The organism is Streptomyces sp. XY431 (genome assembly GCF_001279805.1).
Taxonomy (GTDB): Bacteria; Actinomycetota; Actinomycetes; order Streptomycetales; family Streptomycetaceae; genus Kitasatospora; species Kitasatospora purpeofusca.
The window spans coordinates 84,184-97,262 of the sequence record NZ_LGDO01000001.1; the positions used below are offsets into that span (position 1 = coordinate 84,184).

The window sequence follows — 13,079 nt, forward strand, 5'->3', positions numbered from 1 at the left end:
CCGGTCGGTGCCTTCGCCGAGGCCCCCTTCCCGGACGGTCCCGGCGACCGGCTGCCGGTCTCGCGCGCCCGCGGCAACGGCCAGGGCCAGGGTCAGGGCGGCGGCTTCCAGAAGGGCGGCAAGGGCGGCTCCGGCGGTTCGGGCGGCTTCCAGCGGGACGGCAAGCGGCGCCAGGGCGGCGAGGACGAGCGCTCCGGCGAGGGCGGTCTGGAGGGCTTCGAGCGGGTCCCCCCGCAGGACCTCGCGGCCGAGCAGTCCGTCCTCGGCGGCATGCTGCTGTCCAAGGACGCCATCGCCGACGTGGTCGAGGTGCTCAAGCCCGCCGACTACTACCGCCCCGCGCACGAGCTGGTGCACGGCGCGATCCTCGACCTGTACGCGCGCGGCGAGCCGGCCGACCCGATCACCGTCGCCGGTGAGCTGACCAAGCGCGGCGAACTCCAGCGGGTCGGCGGCCCCGGCTACCTGCACACCCTGGTCAACTCCGTCCCGACCGCCGCCAACGCCGAGTACTACGCGCAGATCGTGCACGAGCGCGCGGTGCTGCGCCGGCTGGTCGAGGCGGGCACCCGGATCGCGGGCATGGGCTACGCCGCCGAGGGCGACGTCGACGAGATCGTCAACGCGGCCCAGGCGGAGATCTACGCCGTCACCGAGCAGCGCACCAACGAGGACTACGCTCCGCTCGCCGACATCATGGAGGGCGCCCTCGACGAGATCGAGTCGATCGGCTCCCGCAACGGCCAGATGTCCGGTGTCCCGACCGGCTTCGCCGACTTCGACGCGCTCACCAACGGGCTCCACCCCGGCCAGATGATCGTCATCGCGGCCCGTCCCGCGATGGGCAAGTCCACCCTGGCGCTGGACTTCGCCCGGGCCTGCTCGATCCACCACAAGCTGCCGAGCGTGATCTTCTCGCTCGAAATGGGCCGCAACGAGATCGCCATGCGTCTGCTCTCCGCCGAGGCGCGGGTGGCGCTGCACCACATGCGCTCCGGCTCGATGACGGACGACGACTGGACCAGGGTCGCCCGCCGGATGCCGGACGTCAGCGAGGCACCGCTGTTCATCGACGACTCGCCGAACCTGTCGATGATGGAGATCCGCGCCAAGTGCCGCCGGCTCAAGCAGCGCAACGACATCAAACTGGTCGTCATCGACTACCTCCAGCTGATGCAGTCCGGTGGCTCCCGCCGGGCCGAGAACCGTCAGCAGGAGGTCTCCGACATGTCGCGAAACCTTAAGCTGCTGGCCAAGGAGCTGGAGGTGCCGGTGATCGCGCTGTCCCAGCTGAACCGTGGTCCCGAACAGCGCACCGACAAGCGGCCGATGGTCTCCGACCTGCGTGAGTCCGGCTCGATCGAGCAGGACGCGGACATGGTCATCCTGCTGCACCGCGAGGACGCCTACGAGAAGGAGTCCCCCCGCGCGGGCGAGGCCGACCTCATCGTCGCCAAGCACCGTAACGGCCCGACCGCCACCATCACCGTGGCCTTCCAGGGCCACTACTCGCGCTTCGTCGACATGACCCGGGACTGACCTCCCGACGCACGCTCACTGATGACTGCGAGTGACCGCGGGACCGCTCCACGAGCGGTCCCGCGGCCGGTCCGGACCGTTCTGTCCGGTACGCCCCCGCGCAGGGATCGGGACTGGCGGAAAACCATTGCTCCGTACGCGGTCCTTCAGTAGCCTGCGCGAGCACCTGTTCGGTGCTTCGTTCGACAACACCCATGGGGGGTACGGTGCCCAGTCACCGTCACATCATCGTCGCCGCCGCCGTGGCGACGAGCCTGGTCGTCGGTCCCGGCCTGGCCGTCGCGGCCGGAACCGGTACCTCGGGGGCTCCGGCCCACCCGGCCGCGGGGGCCGTGGCGCTCACGCCGGCCGAGCCGCTCGACGACATCGTCGCCTCCGCCTTCGGTACGGTCCGTAGCCCCGTCGAGGCTTCGGTGCGGCAGCAGGGCAAGGCCGCGGCGAAGGCCCAGGGCGCCGCCGCCGCGAAGGCCAACGAGAGCCTGGCCGTCGGCCTGGGCGTCTTCGGCATCAGCGCCTACAGCGTCCGGGCGCTGACCTGGATCAACAGCGACACCGTGCCGGTCGACCTGGTGATCGACTGGGGCGACGGCACCTCCGACCGGTTCAACGGGGTCGACAAGGGCGAGGCCGCGCACGAGCACACCTACAGCAGCCTCGGCCAGTACACCGTCACGGCCACTGTCCGCGACGGCGCCGGCGAGGCCTCGACCAACAGCGTCACGACGGCGACCGCCGGCAACAAGTTCACCCCCGTCGGCCCGACCCGGCTGCTCGACACCCGCGACGGCACCGGCGCCCCGGCGGGCCGGGTCCAGCCCTGGGGCGAGATCCGGGTGAGGATCGACGGAAACGGCGGGATCCCGGAGGGGGCGAGCGCGGTGGCTCTCAACCTCACCGTGGTCGACCCGTCCGGCGGCGCGGGCCACATCATCGCCTACCCCTCCGGCGAAAACCGTCCGGAGACCTCGAACGTCAACTACACCGCGGGCCAGACCGTTCCCAACCTGGCCATCGTCCCGGTCGGCGACGACGGTTACGTGACCCTGTTCAACCGCGGCGACGCCGCCGTCGACCTGCTCGCCGACGTCGCGGGCTACTTCAACGAGTCCGAGTCCGCCGGCTACACCGCGGTCGGTCCGACCCGGCTGGTCGACACCCGGGAGGGCCTGGGTGCGAACCTGGGCCAGGTGCCCGGATGGACCTCTTTCCCGGTCCAGGCGGCGGGTCTGGCGGGCGTCCCCGCCGGGGCCCGCGCGGTGGCGCTCAACGTCACCGTGACCGACCCGCAGAGCGACGGTCACCTGACCGTCTACCCCGGCGACCGCCAGGCGCCGAGCGTTTCCAACCTCAACTTCCGCCGCGGGCAGACCATCGCCAACGCGGTGATCGTGCCGGTGGACGCGTCCGGCCGGATCCAGGTGCTCAACGGGGCCCAGGGCGCCTCGGACGTGATCGTGGACGTCGTCGGCTACTACGGGGACGGCGGGAGTTCCTTCGTCCCGGTCCCCCCGCAGCGTCTGCAGGACACCCGGAACGTGCCGGACGGCTCCATCCTCAGCCAGAACTACGCCTACCTGCGGCTGAGCCCGAGCTACCGGAAGTTCACCGGCTTCGTGTTCAACACCACGGTGACCAACACCCAGGCCGACGGCCACCTGACGGTCTTCCCGGATCCGAACAGCAACGAGCAGTACGACAACGGCACCGCCGCCTGGCCCGTCAAGCCGAACGCCTCCACGCTGAACTGGAAGGCCGGCGAGACGGTGCCGAACCTGGTCCAGGCGGACCCCGGCCCCAACAAGATCATCGACTTCATGAACAGCAGCGGCGGCAACGTCGACCTGGTCGTCGACATGTTCGGCCTCTACCTGGACTTCTGAGCCCCGGCAGGTGACCGAACGGCCGGGAGCGGCCTCGCGAGCCGCTCCCGGCGCTTCCGCGCGTTCCTCCCCGGTGGGCCGGGCGGGCCCGGGGAAGCCGGGTTCCGCGGATGGGCTACTGTCCTCGCCGTGGCCCCGCCCCCACCGTCGCCGCCCACTGCTCCGTAGGAATGCCCCCACATGTCTCGAATATCCCGGTTCCGGTCAGTCGTGCTCAGTGCCCGGCCCCTGTCCGAAGCGCTGGGCCGGGAGAACGGGTTCGGTCTGCTGCGGCTCCTGCTCGCCCTGTCGGTGATCTTCGCCCACGCCATGCCGCTGGGCGTGCGCAGGGGAAGCATCGGGGCGCACTGGTCGGGCGGGCAGGTGGAGCTGGGTGGTCTGGCGGTGGCCGGCTTCTTCGTGCTCTCCGGTTTCCTGATCACAGGCAGCGGCACCCGGCTCAGCACCGCCCGCTTCCTGTGGAACAGGGCCATCCGGATCCTGCCGGGCCTGTGGGTCTGCCTGCTGGTCACGGCCTTCGTCGTCGCGCCGCTCGTGGCCCGTCGGGAACACCTGCTGGACGGCTTCTGGTCGCACCCCCAGGGCCCCTGGCAGTACATCGTGGCGAACTGGTCGATAGGTACCGGTCAGCCGGGCATCTCCGGACTGCTGACGCACAACGCCGACGCCGGATTCAACGGCTCGCTCTGGTCGCTCGCCTACGAGGTGCTCTGCTACCTGGCGGTCGCGGCTCTCGCCGCCCTGGGGATCCTCCGGCGGGCACGCTGGGTCGTGCTCGGAACGGTCGTCGCCCTCTACGCCTACATGGTCTACCTCGCGATCGACTATCCCGGTCTGCGGTCGCCCATCTACATCCCGACGGGGTTCCCGAACTGGCGGTTCCCCTTCCTCGGTGAGATCGGCACGGACAAGCTCCTGCCGCTGGGCCTGCTGTTCGGTCTCGGAGCGGTCGCCGAGCTCTACAAGAAGCACCTGCGGATGAACGCGATCGCGGCGCTGCTGGCGTTCGCCCTTCTGGCGGGGAGCGCCCGGTACGGCGGGTTCTACCTGATCGGACTGCCGGCCCTCGCCTACCTGCTGATCTGGCTCGCCTGCTGCATGCCCCGGCCGCTGACGAAGGTCGGTGCCAAGGCCGATTTCTCCTACGGCGTCTACATCTACGCGTTCCCGATCCAGCAGGGCCTGGCCCTCTGGCATGTGCAGCGGCACGGGTACGCCGTCTACACCGGCGCCTCCGTCGTGCTGGCCCTCGTCGCCGCGGCGCTGTCCTGGTACCTGGTGGAGAAGCCCGCGCTGAAGCTCAAGAACCTCGGTCTGCCCCGGAAGGACGGTGGGGGTGCGGTCGGTCCGCCAAGGCCTTCCCGGGCTGCTGTCCCCGCCCCCTCGGCATGACCGCGACCGCCCGTCGGCCGTCGGCCCTCCTGAGGGGAACCCGGTTTCCGCCCCGGCGGGAAAGGTGGCTACCCTGCCTGCGGTGAGGATACGAAGAGTGCGACCGGCGCAGGGCGCCACGGGCGGGGCGGTCGGAGCGGCGGGCGGGAGCCGGCTGGGCTGGCTGGACGCGCTCCGCGGCTTCGCCGCATTGATGGTGGCCTTCCACCACTTCGAACTGGTCGACCTCCTGCCGTCCCCCATCGGCGGGGCGATCTGGTGGCACTTCGACTTCGGCCTCTACGGCGTCATGCTGTTCTTCGTCGTGAGCGGGTACATCATCCCGGCCTCGCTCGAACGGCGGGGCGACGTCAGGGCGTTCTGGATCGGCCGGATCTTCCGGATCTATCCGGCGCTGATCGTCGGGATCGCGGTCTCGATCATGATCCTGCCCGAGGGCGACGGCGCGGTGGCGGTCTTCCGGACCGGCCACGACCTGATCTCCGTGGTGGCCAACGGGACGATGCTCCAGGACTTCCTGGGCGTGGTCAACGGCCTGGCCGTGACCTGGACCCTCTGCTACGAGATGGTCTTCTACTTCGTGGTCACCGCGCTGTTCACCATGAACTGGCACCGGCGAAGCGGGCCGATCGCGGTCGGCCTCGCCGCGGTGGCGCTGCTCTTCGGCACCTCGATCGCCACGATGCAGCTCACCGGGAACATCGGTCAGGTGCGCAACCTCGTCGCCGCGGCCGTCCTGGTCATGGTGATGGGCCTGGCCTGTGTGCTCAGCGGCAACGCGGTGCTGACCCGCACCGGTGCGCTCCTGCTGGCCGGCCTCGGTCTCGTCCTGGTGATCAACAACAGCCGGGCACCCGCCTTCGAGACCTGGATGATCTTCGCCACGATGTTCGCGGGCACCGTGGTCCACCGGGCGGAGCACGGCCAGACGGAGCGGATCCAGGCGTGGTTCTGCCTCGGCTTCGTGATCGTCGCGGGCGCGGCCGTCGGATGGATCTACAACCGGAACGGCATGGAGTCGAACACCTGGACGGCGGGCTGGATCGCCTGGACCGCCTCGTACCTGGGTGCCTGGCTCACCTTCGGGGTCGGGATGGCGCTGCGCAAGCGCAGGTTCCCCAAGGTGCTGACCTGGCTCGGAGCGATCAGCTTCTCGGTCTACCTGCTGCACAACCCGATCCTGCACACCCTCCGCCCCCTGGTGGGTGTGCCACCGCTGCCGACCACGGGCCCCGGCAAGCTGCTGTGGACCGCCGAGTTCCTCCTCGTGACCGTACTGGCGAGCTACCTGCTGTACCGGCTGGTCGAGATCCCCTTCCAGAACCTCGGTCGTCGAGTGACCAAGGCGGTGGAGGCCCGCTGGCCCGCGCAGCCGCTCGACCCGGACGCCGGGTCGAAGCCGACCGGTCGGGGCGGTACCGCCGACCCGGTCGAGCCGGCGGCGCGGGTGCCCGCGCCGGCTGCGCGAGAGCCCGAGGCCGAGCCGTCCGCACCCGGAGGCGCCGGCGTCAGAGCGTGACGGTGGCCCGGAAGACGGTGGCACCGGTGCCGGTCATCCGGATCGCGGCGCCGGTGGCCGGGAGGAAGGCGGACTCGCCGCGGGCCAGCTCCAGCGCGTCGCCGTCGGCCGAGGTCAGCCGGGCCGTGCCCGCCGTGCAGAGCAGGATCTGCGGCGCGTCGCCGAGCAGCGTCCGCTCCTGGCCGTCGAGGGCGAACCGGGAGAGCCGGAACTCGTCGATCGGCACGGGGTACAGCTCCTCGCCCGGCGTCGCGTCCACCGTGACCGGCAGCAGCGGCTCCGGCGCGGTGGCGGCGAACTCGACCACCTTGAGCAGCTCGGGCACGTCGATGTGCTTGGGGGTGAGGCCGGCCCGCAGCACATTGTCCGAGTTGGCCTGGAGCTCGACGCAGACGCCGTGCAGATACGCGTGCGGGACGCCGGCGCCCAGGTAGAGTGCCTCGCCGGCGCGCAGCAGGACGTGGTTGAGCAGCAGTCCGGCGATCAGACCCCGGTCGCCGGGGAAGTCCCGGGCGATCCGGACGTACGGCGCGTACGGTCCGGCCGGGTCCTCGGCGGCCGCCTTTCCGACCGCCTCGGCGGTGTCCCGGACCACGGCCTCGGCGGCCGGGCCGTCCAGGCCGAGGGCGGCGGCCAGGGCGCCGCTGAGCGCCTCGGACTCGTTCCCGGCCCGGAGCGGGGTGATCACCGGCTCCAGCGCGGGGACGTCGAGACCGGCCAGCAGCGCGGCCGCTTCGGCGGGCCGGCGGAAGCCGCACAACCCGTCGAAGTCGCCCAGGGCGCAGATGAGTTCAGGCTTGTGGTTGGCGTCCCGGTAGTTCCGGTGCGGGGCGTCCAGCGGGATCCCCAGCGCGTTCTCGGCGGCGAACCCGGCCCGGGCCTGGTCGAGCGAGGGGTGGGCCTGGATGGAGATCGGGATGCCCGGGGTGAGGACCTTGAGCAGGAACGGCAGGGTGGGCCCGAACCGGGCCACCGAGGCGGCCCCCAACTCGCCCTCGGGATCCGCCGCGATCAGCTCGTCCAACCGGCGCGGCCCCTCGCCCCGGTCGGCCCGGGACGGGTCGCCGGGGTGGGCGCCCATCCAGAGCTCGGCCTGCGGTTCGCCGGTCGGCTCCTGCCCGAGCAGCTCGGGGAGCGCGGTGACGGATCCCCAGGCGTACGGGCGGACGGTGTTGACGAGCTTGTCCATGGGCGCGGTCCTGCTCCTTTGCTGCGGTGGGCTGGCGGGCCTCGCCGCCGGGCGGCGCCCCGCGGGCGGTGCTGACGGTGGGCATCCGGGCAAAGGCCGGGCATCGACCCTAGCCGACCGGTGCCTCCGCAGGGGAAACGCCGGAGGCCGGTGGGGAGTGCCTCGGGCGGCGGGTCGGTTCGAGAACGCGGTAGTAGGATGCCAGGACCCAGTGTTTTCCACAGTGTCCCCCAGTCGGCGGGTGCCGGCCGGGACTGTGTGTCCTGATGAGTGCGGGCAACGGTGACTGGCACTTCCCGCCACCGGCCGAGAGGTTAGTACGTGACCGTCAACCAGCAGAGTTTTGCTGATCTCGGCCGGGTGCTGGTGATCATCCCCACCTACAACGAGGTGGAGAACGTCGAGCGCATCGTCGGCCGGGTCCGCGCCGCCGTCCCCGAGGTGCACATCCTCGTCGCCGACGACAACAGCCCGGACGGCACCGGTGAGCTCGCCGACAAGCTGGCGGCCGAGGACTCCCACGTGCGCGTCCTGCACCGCAAGGGCAAGGAGGGCCTGGGCGCCGCCTACCTGGCCGGCTTCCGCTGGGGCATCGACGAGGGCTACGACGTGCTCGTCGAGATGGACGCCGACGGGTCCCACCGGCCCGAGGAGCTGGAGCGGCTGCTGACCGCGCTGCGCGGCGCCGACCTGGTGCTCGGCTCGCGCTGGGTGCCCGGCGGCCGGGTGGTGAACTGGCCGAAGTCCCGGCTGCTGCTCTCGCGGGCCGGCTCGACCTACTCGCGGCTGATGCTCGGCGTGCCGATCCGGGACGTCACCGGCGGCTACCGGGCGTTCCGCAAGGAGACCCTGCTTGGCCTGGGCATGGACGAGGTCGCCTCGGCCGGCTACTGCTTCCAGGTCGACCTCGCCTGGCGCACCGTGAAGGCCGGCTTCAAGGTGGCGGAGGTGCCGATCACCTTCGTCGAGCGGGAGCTGGGCGCGTCCAAGATGAGCCGGAACATCGTGGTCGAGGCGCTCTGGCGGGTGACCTCCTGGGGCGTCGCCGACCGCTTCGCCCGGCTGACCGGCGGGAAGCGCTGACGCCGCCGGGCCACCCGGACATGTGAGCGGGAAGGCGTGCCCCGTCGGGCGCGCCTTCCGCGTTTTCGGCGTGCCCTGCTCCCATGCTGTAGGGCGCGAGGCCCGGCCGTGTCGGGGCCGCCGTACTCGCCACCACCACACACCACCACACCACCGCCGAGCCGGACCGAGACCGGGGCAGCCGAACCAGAGGGAGCAACCAGTGACGCCGTCCCCGTCCGACCAGAACACCGCCGAGGCGCCGGTCCGGCCGCTGGAGGTCGCCGTCTTCACCGGCCCGGAGTCGGCCTTCTTCGCCACCTCCACCCTGATCCTCGGCGAGCACACGGCGATCCTGGTCGACGCCCAGCTCACCCGCAGTGCCGGCCGCGAGCTGGCCGAGTGGGTCGCGGGCAAGGGCCGCCGGCTGCTCGCCATCGTGGTCACCCACCACCACCCCGACCACTACTTCGGCGCCGAGGAGGTGCTGCGGCTCTTCCCGGACGCCCGGCTGCTGGCCGCGCCGCCGGTCGTGGACGGCATCCTGCGCACCGCCGCCGCGAAGGTCGCCCAGTGGAAGCCGGTGTTCGGGGACGACATCCCGGACCACCCGCTGGTCCCGGCCCCGCTGCTCCCCCAGCCGCTGATGATCGACCGGCAGGTGATCCCGGTGCTGCTGCTCGGACAGGGCGACTGCGACGGCTCCACCGTGGTGCACGTGCCCAGCATCCGCACCGTGATCGCCGGCGACTTCGTCTACAACGGCACCCACGTCTGGACCGCGGACACCACACCGGAACGCCGCACCGAGTGGATCCGCAACCTCGGCCGGATCGCCGAGCTCGGCGTGGAGCGGGTGATCGCCGGACACCGCGCGCCCGAGCAGGGGGACGACGCGGCCCGGGTGCTCGCCTTCACCGGGGAGTACCTCCAGGACTTCGACCGGCTGCTGGCCGGGCACCCGGACGACGCGGAGGCGCTGGTCGCGGCCGTGAACGAGCGGTACGGGGAGCTGACCCTGCCGGCCGTGCTGGAGCTGAGCGCCGCCGCCAACACCGCTGCCGACGCCTCGGCCGACACCTCGGACGCCGCTCCGGGCGCCGACGTGGACGCCGAGGTGGACGCCGGAGAGGCGGGCGACGAGGACAGCTCGGAGGACCCGGGCGACGGGGCAGCCGACGGGGAAGCGCCCGGCCGGACCGCCGGCTGAGACAGCGGCGGATACTGGCGGCATGACGCCGTACGACGTGATCGTCCCGGCCGGGGGAGCCGCCCGCCGGCTCGGCGGCGCGGACAAGCCGGCCCTGACCGTCGGCGAGACCACCCTGCTGGACCGGGTGCTCGCCGCCTGCGCGGGCGCCGGGACCACCGTGGTGGTCGGCCCGGCCCGCCCCACCACCCGCCCCGGGGTCCGCCTGACCCGCGAGCACCCGCCCGGTGGCGGACCGGTGGCGGCCGTCGCGGCCGGCCTCGCCGAGGTCACCGCCGAACTGGTGCTGCTGCTCGCCGCCGACCTGCCGTTCCTCGACGAGCGGACCGTCCACCGGCTGGTCACCGCCCTCGACGAGGCCGGGCCCGACACCGAGGCGGCCGTCCTGGTCGACGCCGCCGGCCGCGACCAGCCGCTCGCCGCCGCCTACCGCACCGCCGCCCTGCGCACCGCGCTGGCCGCCGCCGGCGACCCCGCCGGCCTCCCGCTGCGCCGCCTGACCGGATCCCTGCGCACCCTGCGGCTGGCCGACACCGATGACGTCACCTACGACTGCGACACCTGGGAGGACCTCGCCCGGGCCCGGGAGCGCGACGGCCGGTAGAAGCCCTCACGGAGCCCTCACCCCGGTCCGCGGCCCGCCCCTCACCCCGCTCCGCACCCCGGTGTGCGGGAAACGACGCGCGGCGCTCACCGGGCAAACATCCCGGGGAAACCGCCGATCAGGCAGCATGTCCGCATGGAGCGCACGCTGGATGACTGGATCGCCGAGGCCCGTACCGAGCTGGGCATCGACCTGGACGTCGATGTCCGGGGTCTGCTCGACCTGGCCCGGGTGGTCGCCCACGGGGTGGACCGGCCCGCCGCCCCGCTGACCACCTTTCTGATCGGGTACGCCGCCGCGTCGCGCGGCGGCGGTCCCGAGGCGGTCGCCGAGGCGTCCCGGCGGGCCGCCGCGCTCGCCGAGCGCTGGGCCGCCGAGGCCGCGGACCAGGGGAAGCCGTGAGCGCGGTGGAGGACCTCGCCGTGCTCGACCAGCCGCCGGCCCCGACCGGCCCGACGGGCTGGGCGGCGGCCCGGGAGACCGCCCGCCGGGCCGGCCGGCCCGCGTCCGCGCCGCCGTGCGTCCCGCTGGCCGAGGCGCTCGGCCGCACCCTCGCCGAGCCGCTGACCGCGCTCACCGACCTGCCCGCCTTCGACACCTCGGCGATGGACGGCTGGGCGGTGGCCGGCCCCGGCCCCTGGCGGGTGTCCGGCCGACTGCTGGCCGGGCGCCCCGCGGACGGCCCGCTGGCCGACGGCGCCGCCGTCGAGATCGCCACCGGTGCCCAGCTGCCCCCGGGCGCCACCGCCGTGCTCCGCCGCGAACACGGGGCACCGGACGGCTCGCTGCTGCGCGAGCGCGTCCCCGGCGCGCTGACCACCGGCCAGGACGTCCGGCCGCGCGGCCAGGAGTGCCGGCGCGGCGAGGAACTGCTCCCGGCCGGGACCAGGATCGGTCCGGCCGTGCTCGGCCTGGCCGCGGCCGGCGGCCACGACTGGCTGGCCGTGCACCGCCGCCCGGTGGTGGACCTGCTGGTGCTCGGCGACGAACTGCTCGGCTCCGGCCTGCCCCGGCCCGGTCTGGTCCGGGACGCACTCGGTCCGCTGCTGCCGCCGTGGCTGCGGGCGGCCGGCGCGGAGACCGGCGAACCGCGCGCCGTCCGCGACGACTTCGGACTGCTCAGGGACGCGCTGCGGCACTCCACCGCCGATGTGGTGGTCACCACCGGAGGGACGGCGGCCGGTCCGGTGGACTTCCTGCACCGGGCGCTCGCCGAGGTCGGCGCCCGGCTGCTGGTGGACGGGGTCGCCGTCCGCCCCGGTCATCCGATGCTGCTGGCCGAACTCCCCGGCGGGCGACACCTGGTGGGCCTGCCGGGCAATCCGCTGGCGGCGGTCGCGGGGGCGGTCACGCTCGCGCTGCCGCTGCTGCACGCGCTGGCCGGGCGCGGCCCCGGCGAGCCGGTCCGGGCCGTGGCGGTCGCCGCCCTGCCCGGTCATCCGGTGGACACCCGGCTGCTGCCGGTCCGGCGGACCGCCCACGGGGTGGTCCAACTCCCCTACGACGGACCGGCGATGCTGCGCGGGATCGCGCTGGCGGAGGCGCTCGCCGTGGTGCCGCCGGGCGGTGCGGCGGCCGGCGCCGTGGTCGAACTGCTGGAGGCACCGTGAGCGCCGGCGGAGGGCGGGGGTTCGGCCGCTTCTCGGTCCGGGGCTCGGCCGAGGCGGAGCCCTGGGCGGACGCCGGGATCGTGCTGCCCGCCCGGCGCAGCGCCCCGGCGCTCCGGCAGGTCGGCTTCCGGCTGTTGCTGGCCCTGGGCGTACTGGTGGCCACCACGCTGATCGTCTGGCTGGACCACGAGGGCTACAACGACAACGCCGGGGGCGGGGTGAGCCTGCTGGACTCGGCCTACTACGCCACGGTGACGCTCTCCACCACGGGCTACGGTGACATCACCCCGTACAGCGACACCGCCCGGCTCACCAATATCTTCGTGATCACTCCGCTGCGGGTGCTGTTCCTGATCATCCTGGTCGGCACCACCCTGGAGGTGCTCACCGAACGCACCCGCCAGCAGTGGCGGTTGAACCGCTGGAGGTCCACCGTGCGCGAGCACACCGTTGTGATCGGCTACGGCACCAAGGGGCGCAGCGCGGTCGACACCCTGCTCCTGCAGGGGGTGCGCAAGGAGGAGATCGTGGTGGTCGACCCGCAGCGCAAGGCGGTCGACCAGGCGGCCCAGCACGGTCTGGTGGGCGTGCTCGGCGACGCCACCAGGACCGACACCCTGCTGCGGGCCGGACTCCCCACCGCCGCCCGGGTGGTGGTGGCACCGGAGCGGGACGATACCGCCGCCCTGATCACCCTGACCGCCCGCCAGCTCACCCGCACGGCGACCGTCGTGGCTGCGGTGCGCGAGGACGAGAACGCCCCGCTGCTGCGGCAGAGCGGCGCCGACGTGGTGGTGACCAGCTCCAGTGCGGCGGGCCGACTGCTCGGCATGTCGATGCTCAGCCCGCACACCGGCGCGGTGATGGAGGACCTGCTCACCTACGGCGACGGCCTGGACGTGGTCGAGCGTCCGGTCACCCGGGCCGAGGCCGGGCACAGCCCGCGCGAGTGCGAGGACCTGGTGGTCGCGGTGGTCCGCGGCCGACGGGTGATCAACTACACCGAGCCGGAGGCGCAGACCCTCCAGCTCACGGACCGGGTGATCGTCATCAAGTCGGCTGCCCCGGCGTAGG

Annotated in this window: 9 protein-coding genes and 2 pseudogenes; 10 read left to right on the forward strand and 1 reads right to left on the reverse strand. The window is 73.0% G+C overall.

Translation table 11 applies throughout. From position 1 onward, the window contains the following. Positions 1-51 precede the first annotated feature (51 nt). The 4 genes from dnaB (at position 52) to ADK60_RS00380 (ending at position 6,330) form a co-directional block, all read left to right on the forward strand. Complete coding sequence (gene dnaB / locus ADK60_RS00365; protein ID WP_045938893.1) at positions 52-1,539, forward strand: replicative DNA helicase; 1,488 nt, start codon at positions 52-54, stop codon at positions 1,537-1,539. 206 nt (positions 1,540-1,745) lie between these two features. Then, on the forward strand, positions 1,746-3,419 hold the full coding sequence (locus tag ADK60_RS00370) for a hypothetical protein (protein ID WP_159400245.1): 1,674 nt from the start codon (positions 1,746-1,748) through the stop codon (positions 3,417-3,419). Positions 3,420-3,599: 180 nt separating this feature from the next. Beyond that, positions 3,600-4,811 carry an acyltransferase family protein gene (locus ADK60_RS00375; protein ID WP_063782989.1) on the forward strand — a complete coding sequence of 404 codons (1,212 nt, stop codon included), beginning with the start codon at positions 3,600-3,602 and terminating at the stop codon, positions 4,809-4,811. Positions 4,812-4,908: 97 nt separating this feature from the next. Beyond that, entirely contained in the window at positions 4,909-6,330 is a 1,422-nt protein-coding gene (locus ADK60_RS00380; RefSeq protein ID WP_053642242.1) for an acyltransferase family protein, read from the forward strand. Here the strand turns inward: ADK60_RS00380 and manA are convergent. Beyond that, a complete protein-coding gene (gene manA, locus ADK60_RS00385) occupies positions 6,320-7,519 on the reverse strand; it encodes a mannose-6-phosphate isomerase, class I (protein WP_053642244.1) in 1,200 nt (399 codons plus the stop codon). The two genes, ADK60_RS00380 and manA, sit on opposite strands and share 11 nt — an antisense overlap. 321 nt (positions 7,520-7,840) lie before the next feature. Between manA and ADK60_RS00390 the strand changes: the two genes are divergently transcribed. The 6 genes and pseudogenes from ADK60_RS00390 to ADK60_RS00410 all read left to right on the forward strand — a co-directional run bounded on the left by ADK60_RS00390 (position 7,841) and on the right by ADK60_RS00410 (position 13,078). After that, the gene (locus ADK60_RS00390; protein ID WP_030392455.1) at positions 7,841-8,602 is read left to right on the forward strand and encodes a polyprenol monophosphomannose synthase; all 762 of its coding nucleotides are present in this window, start codon (positions 7,841-7,843) and stop codon (positions 8,600-8,602) included. Positions 8,603-8,804: 202 nt separating this feature from the next. Continuing rightward, the gene (locus ADK60_RS00395) at positions 8,805-9,791 is read left to right on the forward strand and encodes an MBL fold metallo-hydrolase (protein ID WP_053642246.1); all 987 of its coding nucleotides are present in this window, start codon (positions 8,805-8,807) and stop codon (positions 9,789-9,791) included. 22 nt (positions 9,792-9,813) lie between these two features. Beyond that, a pseudogene (gene mobA / locus ADK60_RS41080) lies at positions 9,814-10,383 on the forward strand (molybdenum cofactor guanylyltransferase); the annotation flags it as partial. Between the two features lie 159 nt (positions 10,384-10,542). After that, positions 10,543-10,797, forward strand: a pseudogene (locus tag ADK60_RS46040) (DUF6457 domain-containing protein); the annotation flags it as partial. A gap of 5 nt (positions 10,798-10,802) precedes the next feature. Continuing rightward, on the forward strand, positions 10,803-12,005 hold the full coding sequence (locus ADK60_RS00405) for a molybdopterin molybdotransferase MoeA (RefSeq protein ID WP_502687388.1): 1,203 nt from the start codon (positions 10,803-10,805) through the stop codon (positions 12,003-12,005). A 77-nt stretch (positions 12,006-12,082) separates the two neighbouring features. After that, complete coding sequence (locus ADK60_RS00410) at positions 12,083-13,078, forward strand: potassium channel family protein (RefSeq protein WP_079007938.1); 996 nt, start codon at positions 12,083-12,085, stop codon at positions 13,076-13,078. The last annotated feature ends 1 nt before the right edge of the window (position 13,079 follow it).